The following is a 20,561-nucleotide window of genomic DNA, read 5'->3' as shown; positions in this document are numbered from 1 at the left end:
GTTATGAAATGTTTTGCGCCAAGCGCTACTCCACCGCCCGCATCTGCTCCATCAAAGACTGTTTCCTCTGCCTGCCGGCCGTCCAAGCGGACAGGAGAAATTCCAGTCCAAACAGGACAAGAAGGAAGAGGCCCATTTCCAGGCTTGGGAAGTGATACGGTACGATCTCACCAGCAAAGGACTGCCGGCTGACCTCCCGGCACACCACGACCGCCATCGGGAGCCCGACCAGCAGGGCAGCCAGGGCAGCAAAGGCCGCGTAGCAAAGCCCCTCACAAATATTCATTCGGCACAGCTGCTTCCTGGTCAGGCCGATGGAGCGCAGGATGCTGTTCTCCCGCTTTCGAGACATCTGATTGGAGAGCGTCGTATTGATCAGATTGACAACGCCGAACAGAAAAATCAGCCAGGAGATCGCCCGCATACCGCCAAAAATAATAGAGTTCTGCATTTTTTCATACTCGATATGGGCCCCAATGGTGTCCAGCCCCAGATTACTGCGGCTGGACATAATTTCTTCCAGGGCGCTTTCGACTCGCTCCGCTTTCTGTGGGTCATTGACAATGCTCCAGGAGTAATCAAAGGCTTCGATCTCAGGATGGAGTTCCCGGAACAGCGCCTCTGGAGCGAACAGCGCCGCCGAATCCATGGCGAGAGCGCCGTGTCCGTTTGCCATCCTCGCCGGATCAAACAGGCCAGATATGGTGACGCTCACAGACTCCTGGCCCAGAGATAGTTCCATGGCGGCCCCGACATCCATCTCAGGATGGCGCTTCTGATAGTTCGTGCCCAGAAGGACGCTGTGGGCGTCCGCAGGTATCGTGCCGGATACCAGCGCGTCCTCCACATCCAGGCGGTTGGCATTCGTCAGCATATCGCACATACCAGCCTCGGCACTGGTAGAGGTCCCAAATCTTGCGTGCAGGGACAGGCGGGTTACCAGCACATCCGTCACTCCGTCCACAGAAAGAATTTCCTGCCGCAGCTCGTCGTTCAGCGGATTGCCGGCGGCCATGATTTCTTCCTCCGGCTGCTCTGAGGACAGGTAGATTTTATAGTCTCCATCCGGGAAAAACAGCCTCGCGGCCTGCTCCGGCGTCCGGGTCAGAACCATGGAGGATACCACCAGAAGCAAAATTCCTCCCAGGCTGAGAGAGACCACGATACTGGTGGATTTTTTGCGGTCACGCCGGAAGTTCGCAAGGCCCATGGACACAGGATTGAGCCTGATGTGTTTCTTCCGGCTGCGTATCCGCTCCTGTCCGGCGGAAAAACGCACCGCCTCCAGCGGTGAGATACCGGCGGCAATCTTCACCGGCCTACGGACGGAGATGGTCACCATGAACCAGCAGACCAGGTTGGTCAGAAGTACGGCTATCCCATAGTAGAGTCCGTGGAAGCCTTTGGGGAAGAGGATAAAACCTCCGCCGGCGCCCAGCAGCACACCAAGCAAGATTCCAATGCCGCCCAGCCGCCTGCTCTCCTTTTTCACGATGCGCCGGATCTGTTTTGGTGTTGCCCCGATGGTGTGGAGCTGCCCATAGCTTTGAATCTTATCCTGAATGGAGATGCGGAAAATGCTCTGGATGACCACATAGCCGCCAATCATCACAAGGGCTGCGATGCCGCCAATCGTAGAGAAGTCGATGGACTTGGAATAATAGGTAAAGTAGCTGTTGTTCATTCCCGCAGGGGGGAGGCCATACCGCCCGGCAATCTCCCGGCAGTAGGCGGTCATGACCTCCTGGCTCAACTGCCTGTCGTTCTGGAAATGCACATAGGCGCGATACCCGGCAGGGGTAAATCCGGCCCACCGGGTCAAGGCCGCTTTGGAAACGGCAATGGCGCAGGTGTTTCCTTCCTTTTCTCCCATGGCAGACAGAATGCCGGTCACAACATAGTCGCCATAAAAACTCTCAGTATCCAATCGAACCGTTTCACCGATTCCGGCGCCCAGGCCATAAGTGGAGAGAAAATATTCGCTGACAGCGACTTCATTCGCATGTGCCGGAAGTTCCCCCTTTACTAGCTCCATTTGGCTGCGGGCAATATACATCATGTCGCTGTCGCAGTACACATAGGAGGCGTTGTATCCCTGCTCCGAATGTTCCTGCCCAAGCAGATAGTATTCGCCCACCCGGGCAAACTCTGGCAGGTCTTTTAGGGCTGCCACGTCGGACGCGTCAACGCTGGTGAAGACTGCTTCATAGGTGTCGGCCACCTGATTACGCTGGATCTGCGTCACAGAAACGGATAGAATCGCTGCAAAAGAGATCAGGAACGCCGCCAGAGCAACAGCAATCACAACCATCAGGTTCCGGCGCTTCTCACTGGCGAGGCTCCTTTTTGCCAGCTTCTTCACAATAGCGCCGGTGTCGTTCTCAAAAGGCCAGGTCATGCTCCGCCTCCAGATGATACCCGCAGCTGCTCTATCAGAGACAGCTTGTTTTGATGCTTCAGCGCCGCCCAGGTTACCGTCAGCGCAGACAAGACCACAACCGCACCATAAACCAGGGCAATCCCAACCGGGAAACGATAATGCAGGTACGTCATAAGCCCGTTTTTCAAGCGGGAGCACAGGGCAGCTCCCACACCGCCGCCAATCAGCATAGAGAAGACCAGCCCAATTCCCGAAGTCATCAAGCTTTCCCAGAGGACCATGGAACAGAGCTGATTTTGCCCCATCCCCACACAGCGCATCAGGGTATGCTCTTTCTGCCGGACGATAACACCAGTGAGGATGGTGTGGATCAGATTCATAATCGCAAAGCAGCCGATAAAGGCCACAGCTGCGGCCAGAACCAGCTTCATCCCCTGGATAAAGTTTTCATTCTGCGCAATAGCGGCGGACAGCGACATCATCTCCAGACCAGAGGCTGCATTAAGAATCCGGTTGATCTCAGCTTCTGCCTGGGCCTCCATCCCGTCGGAGATACGGACGGCAAGTTGATACAGGGTGTCGGCGGAGGTCAGCTGTTTCATCGCGTCCATGGGCAGCATCAGCAAATCAATTTTATCTCCGCTGCTGCCAATTTTGCTCTGATCCAGAACGGCTCCCACCGTGAAATCCCTGTAATTTGTGGAAGTTCCGTCAAAAATCTTTAGAGTAAGCGTCTGCCCAGTCTCCGGCTGAATCCCATACTCCCGCTCCAAGGAGTCGGGACGCCCGACAATCAGCAGGCTCTGCTCTGCCAGGCTGTCATAGTCCAAATCGGTTTGGCCGCTCAAGCAGGGGCGGATCAGATCCATATCATCCCGGTCAAAACCGACCACCGATAGTTCAGATTCCACTGCATCCGCCTGAAACGCCGCCGGAAGATAGTGATATTCGGTTATGTCCTCCAGACCGGATATCATGTTCAGAGAATTTTTCAAGCTGTCGGTAAATGGGCTGGAGGTCTGGATCTGCTCCAGCGGAGCGTTCCGAAGCCGGTCATCGCTAATGTTGAGAATAAACTGCCCACGGGGGAAGCCGGACAAGGACATATCCCTGGCGTTGATGGAGGAGAGAACGGAGGAAAACCCCATAAGCAGAACGCCGGTCAGAGCCAGAGACAGGACGGTGAGCACATTCTTTTTTCGGTTGGTGGCAAGGTGCTTTTTCGCCAGCATGACCGGCGAGATTTTCTCGGGCCGCCTTGCCAGCCGATTTTTACGGGTCTGCTGTCCTGTATAACGGGAGGCGGCAATGGGGGATATGGATGCCGCCAGCAGAGCGGGCTTTCGGAGGGAGAGCCGCACCGTGAGATAGACCAAAACCGTCACTATAGGCCACACCCACAACAGGCTGACGGGCCGGAACCCCTGGGGGATCAGCAGGCAGGACAAGACTGTTCCCGTTCCCAATCCGGCGGGGATAGACCGCACAGACAGGGCAAGCCCCTCGCGGAGCACCAGCCGTTTGATTTGCCGGCCTGTCATGCCGAGGGTCCGCAGCTGCCCATACTCCTGGATGGAGTTGATGATGGCAATGTAAAATATGTTGTAAATTACCAGGATACAGGCCGCAATGATGACCGCCAATCCGGCGGCTGCCGCCCCGATCAGGAGAACAGACGGCCTTGACAGATTGATGTATGTCTCATTGAAGGAGGGAATTTTCGTGATCCCTGCTCGGGCCAACACTTCCGTGACCAGCGTTTCAATTTCAGCTTTGGAGGAGGCACCGCCGGCGTTCACCCGGATCATAGCAGCTGGAGAGAAGCCGTCCCAGCCGCCGTGGGCGACAAAATACTGCTCCGAGACAATCGCTGCATATAAAGATCGGCCAGTCCCGGAGGCCGCTGTTTTCAGATAGCCGGAAAGCGTAAATTCCCTTTCTTCCTGGGTATTGGGCATGAGGATGGAAATTCTGTCTCCAATCCCAGCGTCCAGCTTCCAATAGTCCAGATACTCTTTTTCAATGAGTATTTCCTGCTCCGACTCCGGCATACGGCCATCGGATACCGTCAGGCCGTTCAGGGCGAGGGCGTCTGCGTTGGAGTAGGAGAGGTTCAATCTGCTGTCTCCGATTTTGCTGCTCCCCAACGAGACTGTCAGGCCAGTCAGTACCGTCTGCCCGTCTGCCTGGAGTCTTTCAAACTCAGTTTGACCGATACCGGAAATCAGAGCGTGGTAAGAGCCGGTCACTCTGTTTCCGCCGTCCCGATTGACCGCCGCAATCCCGGAGGTTAGCAGCAGCACTGCGGACATGAGCGCGGCGGCCAGCATGATAGCAAAGGCGGCGACTCTTTTTTGTAGTTTATTATGTTTCAATTTGGCAGAAGCGAGTTTCTGGATTACTGCGCTGGTGTCATTTTCAAAAGGCCATGTCATAGTTTACCACCTCTATTCTGTCACACGAAGCTGCTCGACTACGCTGTTTCTTCTGCAATACAGGCCGGCCCATTTTGTAAGGACAAATTGCAGCGCAAAGACCAGCAAGAAGTAAAAGACCACAGATACGGCGGGGAACGTGTACTCTACAAAGCTGAATCCGGGCACGTTTCCTACCGCAGAACAGATTGCTTTTCCGATAATTAGACCGCCAACGATGGAAGCGGCAAAGCTGCCAAGGGTCTGGAATCCGTTTTCAAAGCCTATCATACGGTAAAGCTGTCTGCTGTCCAGGCCAATGGCGCGAAACAGCCCCATCTCTTTCCTTCTGGAAATGATATTGGTCATGCTGGTATTGACCAAATTGATGATGCTGAACATGATAATAACGGCCAACAGCGCGTATGCCGCAAGAGAAATCGTACTGAAAACACTTTTATATTGCATTGTCATATCTTTTAGCGTCTTCAGGCGCAAATGATCGCTTGACGCAATCAATGAATGCAGTTCGTCCTCAATTTCAGAATAGCCGCTGTGCTCCATCCGAATCACGAACGCACTGTTTGCATTATAGGGAACTGTCTGCTCCATTTCCTCTGCGGGTAAAATAAAGCTGGACGCACTGTTTTTATCAAAGACAATAGCGGATACGACATAGGTAAAATTGCCTTGCAAATCGTTTCCTGCCTGCGAAAAAGTGACAGTATCACCAACCCCATAGCTTTTTTGCAGGTACTCTAATTCTGGGCTGCCCATATTGACCACAAGTGAGTTTTCTCCGGTATGGTCATGATAGGGCAGTTCCCCAGCCATTACCCGATCCTTCAGCGCCTCATAATCCTCTGCGTTCATGCTCCGGATCGCCGTTTCCATTCCGTCAATCGTGACGCAGAGTTCCTGTTGGCAGACGACTCCGCTTACGCCGTCTATCGACAAAATATCATGTTTCAATTCATCTGTCAGCAGATTGTTCTCCTGCAGCCGTGTAAGGGAAAACGTGGGTGTGACCAGCGCCCGGTTCAGCTCTACCACATAGGCTCCCTCGTAGGGAAAACTCTGCTTTGCCCGTTGCTCAGGATCAAGAGAGGACAGCAGGGAGGAAATCCCCACAAGCATCATCCCGCTTAAAACGAGCGAGGTGAAGGTCAGTATGCCCTTTTTCCTGTCTCGAAGCAAATTCATAGCCGCAAGCGAACAGGGCGTGAGGGGTTTCCTGTTCCTTTTCAGACGTTTCCCGCTCTTTTTTACCTTGATATAGCTGCTGTAACGGGATGCTTCCATGGGTGAAACCGACATTGCGATTTTAGCCGGCTTCAAAATGGACAGCTTTACACAAATAAAGACGGCGGTGCCGGACAAAAGTACGATCACAGCGTCAGGAAACAACTGAAATGCAGTTCTGTCTATCAGGAAGGACAGCATCCCGCCTGCAATGCACCCAAGTGGAATGAATCGGAGCGCAAGACAGTTTCCTTCCTTTGAAATGATTCGCTTGATCTGCTTTTTCGTGGCGCCAAGTGTACGCAGCTGCCCAAAGGATGTGACATTGTTCATGACTGAAATGAAGAATATATTATAGATGACCAGGAAACATACGCCGAGCAGAACCAGCCCAACGAGCAGAACCGTCAGCACGGTCTCTTTTGACATGTTATTGCTGTCGATATATAAATTGTTGATCTGAATATTGTCTGTGGAGATTCCGCAATCCAGGCCAATCGTCCGGATCAGTTCTTTCAATTCCTGATTTGTATATTTTGCAGTATCACGAACAGAAATCATGGCGGCTACGGGTCCGGCAGAAAGCGCGGAGTTTTTCCGCACAAAATTCTGTGAAACAATGGCGTTATATGCAACTCTGTTTCTGTCACTTTCGGCGGCCGTCTGGATAAAACCCGTGATTTGAAAATCCGCTGTTTCTAATTGACGGCTTGCCTGGTTGCGGTAATAAACGGATATGGTATCGCCAATATCCGCTTTCAATTTCAGAGCGTCTATATACCCCTTTTCTATAAGCAGTTCATTTGCCGCCTGCGGCATACATCCTTCCATCAACGTAATATTGGAAAGCCGCATGGTTGCTTCATCAGAACACACGATGCCCATTGTGACGCCGTTTTCCCGCTCTGTCATACCGACGGAACGGTAAACGCCTACGCTCTCAATGCGGGGATCTGCTGTCAACAGGGAGATGTTTTCCTGGGAGAGATTTTGAAAAATCCCCTGATACGCAGTGGACGCCGCATATTCACTTGTAACATTGTAGGCGTAAGAAGACACAAAGGCCATAATAGCAGCGGCCATAAAGATAATAACCCCAATCAGACGGTTCCTGAAATGGTTATGCCTGAGACGGGCATTTGACAGCTTGCGGATTACCGCGCTGGTGTCATTTTCAAAAGGCCATGTCATAGCAAAATACCTCCTTCAGTCCGTCGCCTTGATCCGCTCCACCAGAGACAGCCTTCTGGTATAGCGGACCGCGCAGACCGAGAACACCCCCTGCACCAGAAGCAGCGCGGCCCCGAACAGCAGTACCTGGAGCACCGGGAAGTGGTAAGTGAGCGTTCCGAACATACCAATCTGGTCGAACACCCGGCACACGGCCAGACTGCACACCGTCCCCAGCGTCAAGGTGACTAGCAGGGTAATCCCCACATAGTACAGGCATTCATAGGACAGCATGTTGGACAGCTGCCGGCCGCTCATGCCCACGGACTGGAACACGCCGAACTCCTGCTGGCGGGTGAGCAAATTGGTAATCAGCGTATTGGCCAGGTTAATCAGGGAAAACACAAAGATGAAAACCAGAATGCCGTAGTCCCGGGCCAGCTCTTCTTGCAGTCCACGCTCCAGCTCGGCGGACAGGTCATCCAGGCCGGAGACCGCCACCCGTTGGTCAGACACGGTGCTGAACACCGCCCGCCGCAGTTGGCCGCTGTCCTGTTCTGTGTGGAGGTTTACATAGCCGGTAAAGTCCGAAATCTCCGGATAGAGGACAGATAGTTCTTCTTCGGGCAGAATGAAGAAATGAGACGAGTTACCGATTTGAACATCCTGAACAATCCCCATCACGGTATAGGTCTTGCTCAGTCCATTGTAGCAGGAGACGGTGACAGTATCTCCAATCTGATAGCCGGTCCGGTAGATTTCTTTCAGCGCGCTGCCCGCTGGACAGACCAGGATGCCGTCCCTGTCCAGCAGCTGCCGGTAGTCCGCCGTTCCATCCAGAACCGCGCCGCCCGCGTACATCTCAGCCATATTCTCCTGTGAAATGCCCCTGACAACAAACGGCTCATGCTCCCGGTTGCCCGGAATGGCGCTGATGGCGGGGATCTCCACACAGGTCAAACTGTAGGCCGTGACATGATCCACGCCGGGAAGGGCGGCCAGCTCCTCCCGCAGATCCCGCCCCAGAGGATTTTCCTTCTGCATCTCCACAAATTCCCTGCCTGCGTAATCCTCATATTGCAGAAGATACTGGCTCCTGTCTCCAAATTGAGACTGGGCCATTTCCTTTACATCCACCGAGTTTGCGTAGGCAGAAACGCAGAGAAGAAGAATCCCGGTCAGGCTTAGGGAGAGGGCCGTTACAACCGCCTTTTTCCGGTTTCGGGAGAAATTCATCAGAGCCAGGCGGGGCATAGTCAGGCGGCGATGGAGCTGTTTGGAGACGCTGCGGCCCTGCTGCTGGGAATACGCGGTGGTCCGGATTGCCTCAATAGCGGAGACCTTCCCCGCCATTGCCATGGGTTTTCTGGTGGCAATCAGGACGGTCCCATAGGTCAGGAGGGAAACCACCACCCCGGACCGGATATTGTCACCCCAGGACCAGTAGCCGGGCACGGCAATCAGCGCGATTACCACGGCGCAGACCAGCCCAAGAGGGATGGCAACGGCGGTCAGGAAGCGCCGCTCCCGTTTCACCACCCGCTTGAGCTGCTTGGGCGTGGTCCCCAGCACCTTCAGGCGGCCGTATTCCCGCAGCTTTCCCATGACAGAAATGTAGAAGATATTGTAAATCACGATGGCACAGACAACGGCAATCAGGACCGCCGCAGCGTAGACCTCCATCCCGTTCCCCAGGTAGAGGTCCACCATGCCAAAGTAGTTGGAGCTGTAAAAGGTCCGGTCCTCCGGGATACCCATTTCCGCAAAAAATCGCTCAATGTCCGCCCGGAGCTGGGCCGGTTCCATTCCCTGACTGCCGGCAAAGCGGAAACGGAGCTCATAGGGACTCTCCGGTTCCACCGCGGACTCCGAAATCCAAACTGTGAAGATACGGCTGATGTTCTCTGTTTCCAGAATGCCTGTGACGGTATAGGACGTTTCACCATTGCCCAAGTCCAGGACAATGGTCTGCCCGATCTCCTCCGAGAGACTGAAGTAGCGGAAAAAGGCGCGTTCCACGCACAGCTCATTTTTCGCCTGGGGATATGCCCCGGTAATCTTGCCGTAGCCCATCAGGTCGATCATCTCCAGGCTGACAAAGCTGATATTCAGAACAGCATCCTCATGGCGGGCGGTTCCCACCTCAATAGTACAGCCCCATTTCTCAAATTTCCCGGTATCCGCCAGCCGGGTGACTTCTTCCCGGGTCAGCCCGCCGCACCCGGCCTGATACTGCCCCAGGATACCGTCCAGGGTCTTCAGCTGCTGGGCGGAGTAGAGAAAGCAGAGAGTTCCCATGAGACAGACGGCCAGGGCGATGGTGAGGATGACAAAAATACTCCGGCGCTTGTCGGTTTTGATGCTGCGGTGTGCCAGCCTTTTCTCCACCGCGCTGGTATCATTTTCAAAAGGCCAAGTCATCGCTGCCGCCTCCTCAGTCTACGATTTTGCCGTCTTCGATCCGCACGATGCGGTCGGCCAGCTGGGCAATCTCGTTGTTGTGGGTAATCATCACGATGGTCTGGTTAAACTGCGTGCTGGTGCGCTTGAGCAGGCCCAGCACATCGGCGCTGGTCTTGCTGTCCAGATTGCCGGTGGGCTCGTCGGCCAGGACGATGGCCGGTTTGGTAATCAGGGCCCGGGCGATGGCCACCCGCTGCTGCTGCCCGCCGGAGAGGTTGTTTGGCATATTTTGCAGCTTATCCTCCAGGGCCAGCATCCTCACGATCTCGTCCATGAATTTCTGATCCACCGTGTCGCCGTCCAGCTCCACCGGCAGGACGATGTTCTCATAGACGTTGAGAATGGGCACCAGATTGTAGTTCTGGAAGATGAAGCCAATGTTGCGGCGGCGGAAGATAGTCAGCTCCTCGTCATTCTTCTTTGCCAGCTCGTCCCCACGGACGATTACGCTGCCAGAGGTGGGGGTGTCCAGCCCGCCCATCATATTGAGAAGGGTTGACTTCCCGCTGCCGGAAGTTCCCACCACCGCCACAAACTCCCCCTGCTCCACCGAGAGGTTGACGCCATCCAGGGCACGGGTGATGTTGGGTTCGCTGCCATACTGTTTTTTCAGGTCAATGGTCTGTAATACGTTCACGGTTGATCCGCTCCTTTCAAATGCTGGAGCTATGGTAAAACCCAAATGTCTCAGAAATGTCCGAATCAGAGGCTTGTTTGTGAATTTTTTGTGAACGATTCACCGCTTGGGTAGGAACACAGAGAAGGTCGACCCCCGTCCAACCTCCGAGGCCACCTTGATATAGCCGCCCTGCTGGCTTATGATTTCACGGGCCAGATACAGGCCGATGCCCACCCCCGGCTGATCGTGGACCTCCTCCTCCCGGTAGAAGCGCCGGAAGATGGCGGCCTGACGGCTCTCCAGGATGCCCCTGCCGGTGTCGGACACATCCAGCTTGACGTACATCTCCCACTGCTCCACTGACACGCTGATTTTCCCGCCCGTCGGGGTGTACTTCACCGCGTTGTCCAGCAGATTGAACAGGGCCTCCGCCGTCCACTTGCCGTCATGGGATACCCGCAGGTCCTCCGGGCACCGCACTTCCACTGAAATTCCCTTTTTCTCCGCCCCGTAGACAATGCCGCTCATGGCCTGGGCCAGAGTGTCAACCAGCGGACCGTCCTTCTTTTCCAGGGTGATCGCCCCGGTTTCCAGGCGGGAGGCTTTCCCCATGGACTGCACCAGAAATTCCAGCTTGTCCGTCTGGCTGCGGATGCCCTGTAAAAACTCCTGACGTTCCTGCTCCGTGACGGGCTTTGTCAGCAGGGTGTCCGTCACCATTTTCAAATTGCTCACCGGCGTTTTCACCTGATGAGAGATGTCCGACACCAGCGTTTGCAGCTCCCGCCGCTCCTCGTCCACCTTGCGTCGGTTCTCCTGAAGGACGCCGTACAGCCGGGAGAGACGGTAGCTAATCCGGGCAAAGATGGTCTCGCTGTCGTCGGCCCGGGCGGGTTCCTCGCCGCCGCTGATCATGCTGTCCATCGTTTGGCACAGGTCGCTGGTGAACTGGGACAGCCGCCTGGCAAAAAGCATCGTCAGCAGGAACAGCCAGACCAGGGCGCAGGCCGTCAGCAGTACGCCGGCGGCCAGCACCCATCCCTGGCCGGTCATGGCGGAGAGAAGGAAGGAGAGGACCAGCATGGAGAGGGCCGCGCCGGTCTCCACCAGAAAGAACATCGTCTTGACCGGAATGCGCCTCATTTCCGCTCACCCCCCGTCCACTGATACCCGATTCCATAAATGGTCTTGATGTAGGTGTCGCCCTCCGCCTCGATCTTGCCCCGGACGCGGCTGATGGAGGTGGTCAGGGTATGTTCGTCCACAAATTTCTCGTCCACGTCCCACAGCCGTTCCAGAAGCCGTTGGCGGGTCAGGACCTGTCTGGGATTTTTGCAGAACAGATACAGCATCTTGTACTCCATAGGAGAAAGGGTGATGGGTTTTCCGTTTAGGGTGGCGGCCTGTTCTGAGAAGTCCAGGAACAACCTGCCGTCATCGTAGATGTCCCTTGCCGGCTTGTGGTGCTCCAGCATGGCGAACATGGCGCGGATCTTCCGCTGTAAGGCCCCGATAGAAAAGGGCTTGGTGATGTAGTCCACAGCCCCCGCCTCATAGCCCCGGAGTTGGTCACTCTCCTGGTCGTTGGCGGTCAGGAAGATCACCACCGTGTCTGGGTGCTCCGGTTTAATAAGCTGGCACAGGTCGTAGCCGTTCCCGTCCGGCAGATTGATGTCCAGCAGTATAAGATCATATTCCGCCCCGGCCAGCAGGGCGGCGGCGGTTTTGGCGTTCAGGGCCGGTGTGACCTCCCAACCGTCGGAAATCAGGTTATAGGCCAACGTCTTATTCAAAAGGGTGTCATCCTCGACAATCAATATCCGTTTCATAGCTTGTCCTCCTTTGGGTGCTGAGGGTAGTATAGCAGAGAAATGTCCGCGAAATGTTACAGCTATCTTCTTTTTCTAAAAATTTAATGTTTGTCCCGCTTCCATAAAACAAACGGACAAGGCTCAACAAGCCTTGTCCGTTCACGTTTACTCGGTAATTCCTGCGGGTTCGCCCTCTGAGACTATCTCTCCGGCATTTTGAAGCCCGTAAGCGCCTTGTTCAAGTAATCATTAAACGGCTTCATCCGGTGGAAGACATCCGCTGCTTTAGATAGGAACCGATCACCATCCAACAGTTCGTTGTCTTGGACTGGATATTCCAGATACCAGCTCTTATACTTCAGATATTTGGCCTGTGGATGGTCCTTTTCATAGCCAGCCGGTACATTTTTCAGGGCAGTACCGTTTACGGTAAAGTACACCTGAAAATCCGGGGCAGCGAGGATCGTCTCCCACTCGCCGCCGTGTTCCGAAATGTAATCCCGCACCATCCTGGTGGCGTCCTTGAACATATCAGCGAACAGGCCGCCGCCCAGGAAAGACTGTCCGCCCGGTTTGAGCATGACATAGTAGCCCACCGGGATGGGCAGCTTTCCCATGGCCGAGATGTACGCCCGGAACGCAGGGTTGTAAGGGGACTTGTCATGGCTGAATCTGGTGTCCCGCACCAGTTTGAAGGTCAGCTCCCTGGGTGTGTGGCTGAGGACGCTGCCGTCAAATTCTCCGATCCGAAAGATCAGATTCTGTATCGCGTAGTTGACCCGATTGGCACAGCGGCAGGCGCCCTGCCCATACTCGCCGCAATATTCCGAAAGGAACTGGGCCATCTTTTTTCGCGTCCGGGAAAGTCGCTGGCGGTTTATTTTGTCGAGTTGGGTCGAAATGTCACAATTTTCAAAACCCACCTCAAATTGTCCACACCAAGGCCAGTCATTCCGCCCGGGCCCCACCTCGAAGATCTGAGTCTAATTAAATTCAGATTTTCGGAGGTCTTACTGTGATAAGAAAGCAATTTTACATAGTTCTTGACAAAAATATTTTTAATTCGACGATCCGCCGTGACCTGGAGATTCTTACCTGCTCATATCCCATTGAGACAGTGCGGGGCCGCCACGGTGGCGGGGTTAAGGTTGCGGACGAATACTATCTCTACCGCAAGGCGCTTGCTCCTAAGCAGGCTGCGCTCCTCCAAAGGCTGAGGGATCAGCTAGACGGAGAAGACCGCATCATCCTCAACAGCATCCTGCTCCAATTCGCCCTCTGACAGCTCTATCCTCCTTGTACCTTGATAAACAGTGGGACAGGCTCCCGCTCATAGTCAGTATGCAAGTGAGACTTTGCTGCGGCATGGCTTTGGACGCATAGACTGCCTGCGGAACGGGGATTGCAGGGGAGGAGGTGAACCCTTATCCCCGTTCCGTTAAAACGATCATATCAAAGGACCCCAGGGCCATTGACCGGCGCGGGCAGCACCTGAAGCGCGGCGGAGCAATCGCATCATCCTGTACCGCAGGGATACGGGATATAGCCCGCCTAACCCCAGTATTTGCAAGGGGTACGGCGGTTTTCTTATGCCGTTTTCTCTTTCTTTTTCCCTTTATAAATTCAGAACGCCCTTTATGAAGCCCTCCATCCGGTCCGCGCTGTCCCGCTGGAGCTGTTCGGTGAAGTGGACGTAACGGTCCAGAGTAAAGGCCGCAGTAGCATGGCCAAGATTGCCCTGAATGGCCTTGATGTTGTCCCCGGCCCTGATTGCGTTGACGGCGTATGTGTGGCGGGTGTCATGGAAGCGCACACCCCCCAGACCGGCGAGGCCAGTAAGGCGCTTGAATCCGCTTTCTGCCGTCCAGTGCTCCAGCGGTCCGCCCAGCGCGGAGGTAAAAACCAGTCTGTGCGGATTATCCCACACAGGCCCTGCCCGGAGCCGCATTTCCGCTTGCCTGGCCTGTTGACGTTTCAGCGCGGCCAGAGCGGACGGGGCGGCGGTGATCGTGCGGGCTTTCCCGCTTTTCGGTGAGATGAACAACCCCGCCGCTCTGTGCTCCAGTCTGGCCAGCTGCTTATTGACGTGGATGGTGCCCCGCTGGAAGTCCACAGCGCTCCAGGTGAGGCCCAGCAGCTCAGACAGGCGGAGGCCGGTAAACAGGGCCACGGTGATAAGGTGCTCCAGATCGCTCCCTTTGGCGGCGGCCAGCAGCGCGGTTACCTGTTGATCGTCGAGCGGGTGTATCTCTTTCTGATCCAGCCGGGGGAGCTCACACCGTTCCGACGGGTTTCGGGGAATGTATCCCAGCTCCACAGCCTTCCCCAGCGCCATGTGGAGCACCTTATAGGCCAGCTGGACAGAGGCCGGGGACAGCTCTAAGCCGTTGACAAATCCCTGGACAGTGTGGGGGTGGAGCTGATCGAGGCGGACAGCCCCCAGCGCGGGCTTAATGTGGTTCTTGATGTTGCCCCGGTAAATTGAAGCTGTGGCGGGCTTTACACTGCCCAGGTAGTCAGACGCCCACACGTCCAGCCACTGCCCTACGGTGAGCCGCTGCGGAGCCGTGTAGGTGCCCTGGTTGACCTCCACCGCCGCCACCTGCATCTTCTCCCGGACCTCCTTCGGCGACTTGCCTGTGAAAGAGCGCTGGAGCTGCTTGCCGGTGCCAGGGTCCCGCCCCGTGGTGACTCTTGCCTCCCAGTATTCGTACTGCTTGCCGTTGCGGGTGACTGTCTTTTTCCGGATCGTCCCGCTGCCCTTTGCGTTTTTCCGTGCCATAGAGTTAATTACCTCCTGTATTCTTGACACCACGGCACGCCTGAGCTATAATAATAGGCGCACTGGTGCCTTGATTGACTGTCCTGGTATTTGTGCACATTGACCGCGTAAGTGTTAGCCGCACTTGCGCGGTTCTTTTTTTGCTCTGCTACAGTGTCCAACTTGGACACCATGAGCGGAATTGGATTCCGGGCGCTTCTATTTGCCCTCTGGAACAGGAAAACGCCGCTGGGGGCGCTCCTGGTTACGCCTCTTTGCCCATTCTAGCCGCACCACGTTTTTTATATCGGCCTGACGCCTCCAGGTCTTCGGCGTAGTCCACCACCTTCCCCCGGCCCTCTTCATTCATCTGCTCCATGGAGCTTGCCACGCGCTGCACATCCTCAGGGAGTGTGGTGACAGAAGTGGTTGTCGAGGGTGCTTTGTCTTCCGAGAATCGCTTCACCATATCCTCATAAGTGGCCGAATACCCAAGCACTCGTTCGTGCGGTACTTGAAAATAATCCGCTATTTTCTGCAAATATTCTTCAGTAATAAATCGGCTACTGCAAGGATCTTCATAGGTCTTAATTATAGAAACAGGAATGCCAGTTTCTGCCGATAACTTATTACGTGATACGCCATCAATATCCCGATAAAACCGAAGATTTTCGTGTAACCAAGACGGTTCATCCAAAATTTGCTTAACTGGTACCCTAAGAACAATAGATATCCGTTCCAGCGTCTCAATTTTCGGTTTGCGTAGATCATTTTCCCACTGAGCGAGAGTTTGATAGGCTAAGCCAAGTTTTCCGGCTAGCTCCTTTTGTGTCATTCCGGCCGCTTTCCGTACCTCCTTTATGCGCTGTCCAGTAGTCACTCTATACACCTCCATAAATAGCATACCACGGCAAAATGAAAAACGCAACAAAAAATTTTACAAAAGACTGTTAAACAATCTTGACTTTTGCTTTTGACTGTGATACTATCAGCGTGCAGTCAAAAGTAAAAGGAGGTGAACAAAATGCGAATAGACCGAGTGGCGTTTGCTGCGGCGCTGGCCAGAGAGGACCTGAGTGTGAAGCGGCTGGCGGAGAAGACCGGGGTGAGCCGGGTGACTATCTCCGCTGTCAAGACCGGGAAAAGCTGTTCTGCGGAGACGGCCCGAAAGCTGGCGGCTGTCCTGGGCGCGGACATCATCGAAAGGAGCTGAGACCATGCCGAACATCAAGGAAAACCCGATGCTGCTGACCGTCTCTCAGGCGGCGGAGCTGCTTCAGCTGGGCCGGGATACGGTGTACCAGCTGACCCACCGGGAGGACTTCCCCGCTATCCGCCTGGGGCGGAACGTCCGCATTAACCGTGCTGCGCTGCAAGCGTGGCTGGACAAAAACAACGGAGGTATGCTGCTGTGAGAAACACGATTGTAATCTATGTGAGGTCCTTCCTTGTGCTGGCCCACAACCACCGGACGGGCAAGGAGGAGGCCATCACCGTCCCCGTGACCAAGGAGCAACTGCGGGCCTCCCAGCTGGTGGGCCAGAGCTCCACGGAGCTGGTCGGGCGGCTGTGCGAGCGCCAGAGCTACACCGTCGTGAAGATCGGCACCCCGGTCAGGCACTCCATCACCCTGAACCTGGAGGAGCTGGTGAAGCAGTACCAGGAGCACCAGGACGCTAAGGCCAAGTGGAACTATCTGTATGGAGGCGGGGCTGAGTGAGCGATACCGGCAATCTCCCCGCCCAGCTGCGGGAACAGGCTATGTTCTGCTGCTGGCGGTATGAGGAGAGGGGCGGTAAAAAGACAAAGGTCCCCTATAACCCCCGGACTGGGGGCAAGGCCCAGAGCACCAATCCCACCACCTTTACCCCGCTGTCCGTGGCTCTGGAGGCGCTGGAGCGGGGCCGGTATGACGGTATCGGTGTGGGCGTCTTCGGCAGCCTGGGCGCTATCGACATTGACCACTGCGTCAGCGAGGCCGGGGAGCTGTCCCCAATGGCCCTGGACATCATGGAGACCATGCAGGCATACACGGAGTTTTCCCCCAGCGGCCACGGCCTGCGTATCCTGTTCACCGTGCCGAGTAGTTTCCAGTACGACAAGGCCCGGTACTACATCAACAACCAGAAGGCCGGCCTGGAGGTCTACATAGCCGGCGCGACACAGAAGTATGTCACCATTACCGGGAACGCCCTCACCCCCGGGCTGGACCTGGAGGAGCGTGGGGAGCAGCTGCGGGCGGTGCTGGAGAAGTACATGGTCCGACCCCAGGCTCAGAGGCCCACACCTCCTCCTGCTCCGCTGGACTGGGGCGCGGAGATCGGCGGCAGCGGCGCGGTGGACCTGGATGACCTGGCACTGATCCAGCGGGCCCAGCGGGCCAGGAATGGCGCTCAATTCTCTGCCCTGTGGGCTGGGGATACCAGCGGCTATAAGTCCCACTCCGAGGCTGATATAGCCCTGTGCAACGCCCTGGCATTTTGGACCAACAAGGACGCCGCCAGGCTGGACAAGCTCTTTCGACAATCCGGCCTGTTCCGCCCTAAGAAGTGGGACCGCCCCCAAAGTGGCAGCACCTACGGAGCTATCACCATCCAGAACGCCATAGCCACCGCCCGACAGGGCTATGACCCCCGAGCTCATTTTCAGCGCAAGGCGGACCGAATCACCGTCCCTACCGCCGCCGGTGGGCTGAAGCTGGCAGACCTACACCCGGAGAAAAACGACCGCTATGGCTGGAACGATATCGGCAATGGCAATCTGTTCGCAGACTGGTACAAGGATGTGGCGCGGTATGTCCCGGAGCGCAAAAAGTGGTTTGTCTACAGTGGGAAGGTGTGGGAACCGGACCCCGGCAATCTGCGCACTATGGAGCTGTGCAAGCGCCTTGCGGATTCGCTGGTACTGTACGCGCTGGGCCTCCCTGATGGGGCGCTGCGGGACGATTACCGGGAGTTTGTGGAGCGCTGGCAGAAACGGTATAACCGGGAAACTGTGCTGAAAGACGCCGCCAGCGTCTACCCCGTCAAGCTGACGGACTTCGACAAAGACCCTTTTCTGTTCAACTGTCTGAATGGGACACTGAACCTGCGCACCCGGCAATTCCATCCCCATTCCCCGGCGGATATGCTGACGCTGATTGCTGGGGCCAACTATGACCCCGCCGCAAAATCCCCCCTGTGGGAAAAGACCGTGGCAGACGCGATGCAGGACAACGCTGAGAAGATTGCTTATCTCCAAAAGGCGCTGGGCTATGGCCTGACCGGGGACACGTCGGAGGAATGCTTCTTCATGCTGTACGGCCCCACTACCCGCAACGGCAAGGGGACCATCATGGAGACCTATATGGCCCTCCAGGGCGGCTATGGGAAAGCGGCACGGCCTGAGACTATCGCCCAGAAGGACAAGGCCAACAGCAGCGCACCCACTGAGGATATCGCACGGTTGGCCGGAGCGCGGGTGGTGAATATCTCCGAGCCAGGAAAGCAGATGATCTTGTCCGCCGCTCTGGTCAAAACCCTGACGGGCCGGGACACCATTATAGCCCGGTTTCTCAATGAAAACAGCTTCGAGTTTACCCCGCAGTTCAAGTTGTTTATCAATACCAACCACCGCCCCAAGGTCACAGACCCCACTATCTTCGATTCTGGCCGGGTGAAGGTGATCCCCTTTGAACGGCACTTCACCGAGGCGGAACAGGACAAGGGACTAAAGCGGAAGCTGCGCAAGGCGGCCAACCTCAGCGGCCTTTTGAACTGGTGTCTGGAAGGGCTGTGGATGATGCAGGAGACCGGACTGGAACCGCCCCCGGCAGTGCAGGCCGCTACGGCGGACTATCAGAGGGACAGTGACAAGATTGCCCGCTTCGTGGCCGAGATGATGGAGCCTGACCCTATGGGGGAGATCAGGACCGAGGAGGCCTATCAGGCCTATCAAAACTGGTGTGTCCGTAACGGCCAGTGCGCCGAGGCTATGACTGCCTGGAAGCAGCGTATGGAAGCCCACACGATTATCAAACGCAAGCGGCCCAATGGGACTGGACGAGAGGCAAACCGTTTTTGGTTCATCCGAGGAATGAAATGGCGGTGTGGTCAGCCGTGGTCAGCCATTTCATAGTCCCTTCTACGCGAGGAATTATTTTAAGGCCCGTGGAAAACCCTGACCACACCTGACCACACGCTGTGCCACAACGGTTTGCGCATGTGGGCCTAAATTGACGAAAGGAGAAAATGATTATGGACCAACTGATATGTCCCCTGGATGGGTAGCCCTGTGAGCGTGACTGCCCAGACCGCTACGTGGATCAGCCCGAGGGCGGCTGTATCCTGACCACGGCTCAGGAGCTGGGAGCACGTATTATCTACCTGGGCGGTGGCAATGTCGGGATGCTGTATACCCCAGAGGGGGGTGAGAACTCGTGAGCTACTACCGCGTCTGCCCCCACTGCGGGGCGCACCTGGACCCCCGGGAGGTCTGCGATTGCGGACCCTCAAAATCCCAATCGTCTGGGGATTTGAAAAAAGAGCTCCCCGCCAGCTCTGCGAAAGCTGACGGGGGCAAGGGGACCCAGCGGAGCAACTAACTACACAAGGCCCACCCTTATTCTATGGGGTGGAGGAAAGGAAGTCAAGGAGGATTTGTCAAATGCCAGCAATGATGCTTACTGAAAAGGAAGCTGCGTTTCTGAAATGCGCCCACATGATTCTGGCAGACCAGTGCCCTCCGGACCGCAAGCACTATCTGTGTATGGTGTCGGAGGACTGCACTGGGGATTGCGCTCAATGCTGGATCGAATACCTGTGGGGAATTGGAACAGGTGCCATTAAGCTTCCCAGCGGAAAGAGAGTTACAGCGTGAAGTGGAAATGTACATACCAGCCCGAGGAAAAGGAGGCGGCGGCCGCTGATCTGGCGGCCCTCCTCCGAAATCACCCCGGCGCAAGGGTGCGGAAAAGTACCGCACAAGCCCCGAAATTGTGCGTCTATCTGACCACCAAGAATCCAGAAAAGCCTTGCGGCACAGCGGAAAAGTCTTGACCAATAATCACCCCTGTGGTAAAATATACCCAGAGAATAGGCGCAGGGTTGAGTACCGCCCTTTTGGGTAATGTCTGTATAACAGGCGTGGGAAAACGATTTGATGATCGTTTCCTGCGCCTGTTTTTATTTTAGCCCCACTCAGGGCGTAAAACGGAGGTAATTATGAACAAGGAATTTTTGAAGAACTTCCAGGTGAACGGCCAGCCCCTGCCGGCGGCGGTGATTGACGCCATCATGACGGAGCACGCCCGGGACCTGGAGGCCGCCACAGCCGACCCCGGCGCAAAGGGGGAGGGCGGAAAGCTCTTCACACAGGACGATGTAAACCGGATCGTCTCCGAGCGGTTGGCCCGTGATCGGGCTGACAGGGCAGCGCCCAGCCCGGAGGACGAGCGTGAGAAGGCCTTGAAGGCCCGCGAGGCCCGGCTGGACTGTCGGGACTACCTGGACAGCAAGAAACTCCCCGCCGCCCTGCTGGAGGTGTTGGACTGCTCCGACGTGGAGAAATTCAAAGTCGCCGTGGGCGTGGCTGTGGAGAAGTTCCCGGCCATAGCCCGGGCGGATGAGGTCCCGCCCCCCTATGCGTTTGGGACCGGCACGGGCAGCGTTTACGGGGACCCCTTTGCAGCAGCCTTCAAGCCGAAAAGCTGAAAGGATGATTA

18 protein-coding genes are annotated in these 20,561 nt (G+C 55.9%); 8 read left to right on the top strand and 10 right to left on the bottom strand.

What is annotated here, in order from left to right; all coding sequences use genetic code 11:
- Window positions 1-25: 25 nt before the first annotated feature.
- From D1646_RS04605 to D1646_RS04570, 8 genes are all read right to left on the bottom strand, one after another.
- Window positions 26-2,398 (bottom strand): FtsX-like permease family protein, encoded by a 2,373-nt coding sequence (locus D1646_RS04605; RefSeq protein WP_160635328.1) that lies wholly within the window; start codon window positions 2,396-2,398, stop codon window positions 26-28.
- Window positions 2,395-4,815 (bottom strand): ABC transporter permease, encoded by a 2,421-nt coding sequence (locus D1646_RS04600; RefSeq protein ID WP_160635327.1) that lies wholly within the window; start codon window positions 4,813-4,815, stop codon window positions 2,395-2,397. Before D1646_RS04600 ends, D1646_RS04605 begins: the two co-directional genes overlap by 4 nt.
- Before the next feature lie 12 nt (window positions 4,816-4,827).
- On the bottom strand, window positions 4,828-7,227 hold the full coding sequence (locus D1646_RS04595; protein WP_160635326.1) for an FtsX-like permease family protein: 2,400 nt from the start codon (window positions 7,225-7,227) through the stop codon (window positions 4,828-4,830).
- A gap of 15 nt (window positions 7,228-7,242) precedes the next feature.
- Entirely contained in the window at window positions 7,243-9,627 is a 2,385-nt protein-coding gene (locus D1646_RS04590; protein ID WP_160635325.1) for an FtsX-like permease family protein, read from the bottom strand.
- A 13-nt stretch (window positions 9,628-9,640) separates the two neighbouring features.
- Window positions 9,641-10,306: an ABC transporter ATP-binding protein gene (locus tag D1646_RS04585; RefSeq protein WP_160635324.1), complete on the bottom strand. Its 666-nt coding sequence runs from the start codon at window positions 10,304-10,306 to the stop codon at window positions 9,641-9,643.
- Window positions 10,307-10,405: 99 nt separating this feature from the next.
- Window positions 10,406-11,431, bottom strand: coding sequence for a HAMP domain-containing sensor histidine kinase (locus tag D1646_RS04580; protein WP_160635323.1), 1,026 nt, complete (start codon window positions 11,429-11,431; stop codon window positions 10,406-10,408).
- Window positions 11,428-12,117, bottom strand: coding sequence for a response regulator transcription factor (locus tag D1646_RS04575; RefSeq protein ID WP_160635322.1), 690 nt, complete (start codon window positions 12,115-12,117; stop codon window positions 11,428-11,430). The genes D1646_RS04580 and D1646_RS04575 overlap by 4 nt, the downstream gene beginning before the upstream one ends.
- Before the next feature lie 182 nt (window positions 12,118-12,299).
- On the bottom strand, window positions 12,300-12,944 hold the full coding sequence (locus D1646_RS04570) for a DUF2461 domain-containing protein (RefSeq protein WP_160635321.1): 645 nt from the start codon (window positions 12,942-12,944) through the stop codon (window positions 12,300-12,302).
- Window positions 12,945-13,114: 170 nt separating this feature from the next.
- Here D1646_RS04570 and D1646_RS04565 point away from each other — a divergent pair, with 170 nt between their 5' ends.
- On the top strand, window positions 13,115-13,381 hold the full coding sequence (locus tag D1646_RS04565) for a hypothetical protein (protein WP_160635320.1): 267 nt from the start codon (window positions 13,115-13,117) through the stop codon (window positions 13,379-13,381).
- Window positions 13,382-13,714: 333 nt separating this feature from the next.
- Here the strand turns inward: D1646_RS04565 and D1646_RS04560 are convergent, their stop codons facing one another.
- Both D1646_RS04560 and D1646_RS04555 read right to left on the bottom strand, forming a co-directional pair.
- Complete coding sequence (locus tag D1646_RS04560) at window positions 13,715-14,881, bottom strand: site-specific integrase (protein ID WP_160635319.1); 1,167 nt, start codon at window positions 14,879-14,881, stop codon at window positions 13,715-13,717.
- Between the two features lie 244 nt (window positions 14,882-15,125).
- Complete coding sequence (locus D1646_RS04555) at window positions 15,126-15,740, bottom strand: helix-turn-helix transcriptional regulator (RefSeq protein WP_160635318.1); 615 nt, start codon at window positions 15,738-15,740, stop codon at window positions 15,126-15,128.
- Between the two features lie 144 nt (window positions 15,741-15,884).
- Between D1646_RS04555 and D1646_RS04550 the strand changes: the two genes are divergently transcribed.
- The 7 genes from D1646_RS04550 to D1646_RS04520 all read left to right on the top strand — a co-directional run bounded on the left by D1646_RS04550 (window position 15,885) and on the right by D1646_RS04520 (window position 20,550).
- The gene (locus tag D1646_RS04550; RefSeq protein WP_160635317.1) at window positions 15,885-16,073 is read left to right on the top strand and encodes a helix-turn-helix domain-containing protein; all 189 of its coding nucleotides are present in this window, start codon (window positions 15,885-15,887) and stop codon (window positions 16,071-16,073) included.
- Window positions 16,074-16,077: 4 nt separating this feature from the next.
- Window positions 16,078-16,275 carry a helix-turn-helix domain-containing protein gene (locus D1646_RS04545; protein ID WP_160635316.1) on the top strand — a complete coding sequence of 66 codons (198 nt, stop codon included), beginning with the start codon at window positions 16,078-16,080 and terminating at the stop codon, window positions 16,273-16,275.
- Window positions 16,272-16,580 (top strand): hypothetical protein, encoded by a 309-nt coding sequence (locus D1646_RS04540; RefSeq protein ID WP_160635315.1) that lies wholly within the window; start codon window positions 16,272-16,274, stop codon window positions 16,578-16,580. The genes D1646_RS04545 and D1646_RS04540 overlap by 4 nt, the downstream gene beginning before the upstream one ends.
- Window positions 16,577-18,976 carry a phage/plasmid primase, P4 family gene (locus D1646_RS04535; protein ID WP_160635314.1) on the top strand — a complete coding sequence of 800 codons (2,400 nt, stop codon included), beginning with the start codon at window positions 16,577-16,579 and terminating at the stop codon, window positions 18,974-18,976. The genes D1646_RS04540 and D1646_RS04535 overlap by 4 nt, the downstream gene beginning before the upstream one ends.
- 301 nt (window positions 18,977-19,277) lie before the next feature.
- Window positions 19,278-19,442, top strand: a complete 165-nt coding sequence (locus D1646_RS04530; RefSeq protein WP_160635313.1) for a hypothetical protein — start codon at window positions 19,278-19,280, stop codon at window positions 19,440-19,442.
- Window positions 19,443-19,504: 62 nt separating this feature from the next.
- On the top strand, window positions 19,505-19,717 hold the full coding sequence (locus D1646_RS04525; protein WP_160635312.1) for a hypothetical protein: 213 nt from the start codon (window positions 19,505-19,507) through the stop codon (window positions 19,715-19,717).
- Window positions 19,718-20,061: 344 nt separating this feature from the next.
- The gene (locus D1646_RS04520) at window positions 20,062-20,550 is read left to right on the top strand and encodes a hypothetical protein (RefSeq protein WP_160635311.1); all 489 of its coding nucleotides are present in this window, start codon (window positions 20,062-20,064) and stop codon (window positions 20,548-20,550) included.
- Window positions 20,551-20,561: the final 11 nt, after the last annotated feature.

Origin of the sequence: Pseudoflavonifractor sp. 60, assembly GCF_009911645.1 — a bacterium.
Classification (GTDB): domain Bacteria; phylum Bacillota; class Clostridia; order Oscillospirales; family Oscillospiraceae; genus Lawsonibacter.
This window is presented reverse-complemented; position numbering and strand designations above follow the sequence as displayed.

Coding starts and splice junctions, on each gene's coding strand:
- D1646_RS04525 (WP_160635312.1), top strand. CDS start 19,505: ATGCCAGCAATGATGCTTACTGAAAAGGAAGCTGCGTTTCTGAAATGC.
- D1646_RS04575 (WP_160635322.1), bottom strand. CDS start 12,117: ATGAAACGGATATTGATTGTCGAGGATGACACCCTTTTGAATAAGACG.
- D1646_RS04600 (WP_160635327.1), bottom strand. CDS start 4,815: ATGACATGGCCTTTTGAAAATGACACCAGCGCAGTAATCCAGAAACTC.
- D1646_RS04520 (WP_160635311.1), top strand. CDS start 20,062: ATGAACAAGGAATTTTTGAAGAACTTCCAGGTGAACGGCCAGCCCCTG.
- D1646_RS04545 (WP_160635316.1), top strand. CDS start 16,078: ATGCCGAACATCAAGGAAAACCCGATGCTGCTGACCGTCTCTCAGGCG.
- D1646_RS04595 (WP_160635326.1), bottom strand. CDS start 7,227: ATGACATGGCCTTTTGAAAATGACACCAGCGCGGTAATCCGCAAGCTG.
- D1646_RS04560 (WP_160635319.1), bottom strand. CDS start 14,881: ATGGCACGGAAAAACGCAAAGGGCAGCGGGACGATCCGGAAAAAGACA.
- D1646_RS04605 (WP_160635328.1), bottom strand. CDS start 2,398: ATGACCTGGCCTTTTGAGAACGACACCGGCGCTATTGTGAAGAAGCTG.
- D1646_RS04590 (WP_160635325.1), bottom strand. CDS start 9,627: ATGACTTGGCCTTTTGAAAATGATACCAGCGCGGTGGAGAAAAGGCTG.
- D1646_RS04580 (WP_160635323.1), bottom strand. CDS start 11,431: ATGAGGCGCATTCCGGTCAAGACGATGTTCTTTCTGGTGGAGACCGGC.
- D1646_RS04570 (WP_160635321.1), bottom strand. CDS start 12,944: ATGGCCCAGTTCCTTTCGGAATATTGCGGCGAGTATGGGCAGGGCGCC.
- D1646_RS04550 (WP_160635317.1), top strand. CDS start 15,885: ATGCGAATAGACCGAGTGGCGTTTGCTGCGGCGCTGGCCAGAGAGGAC.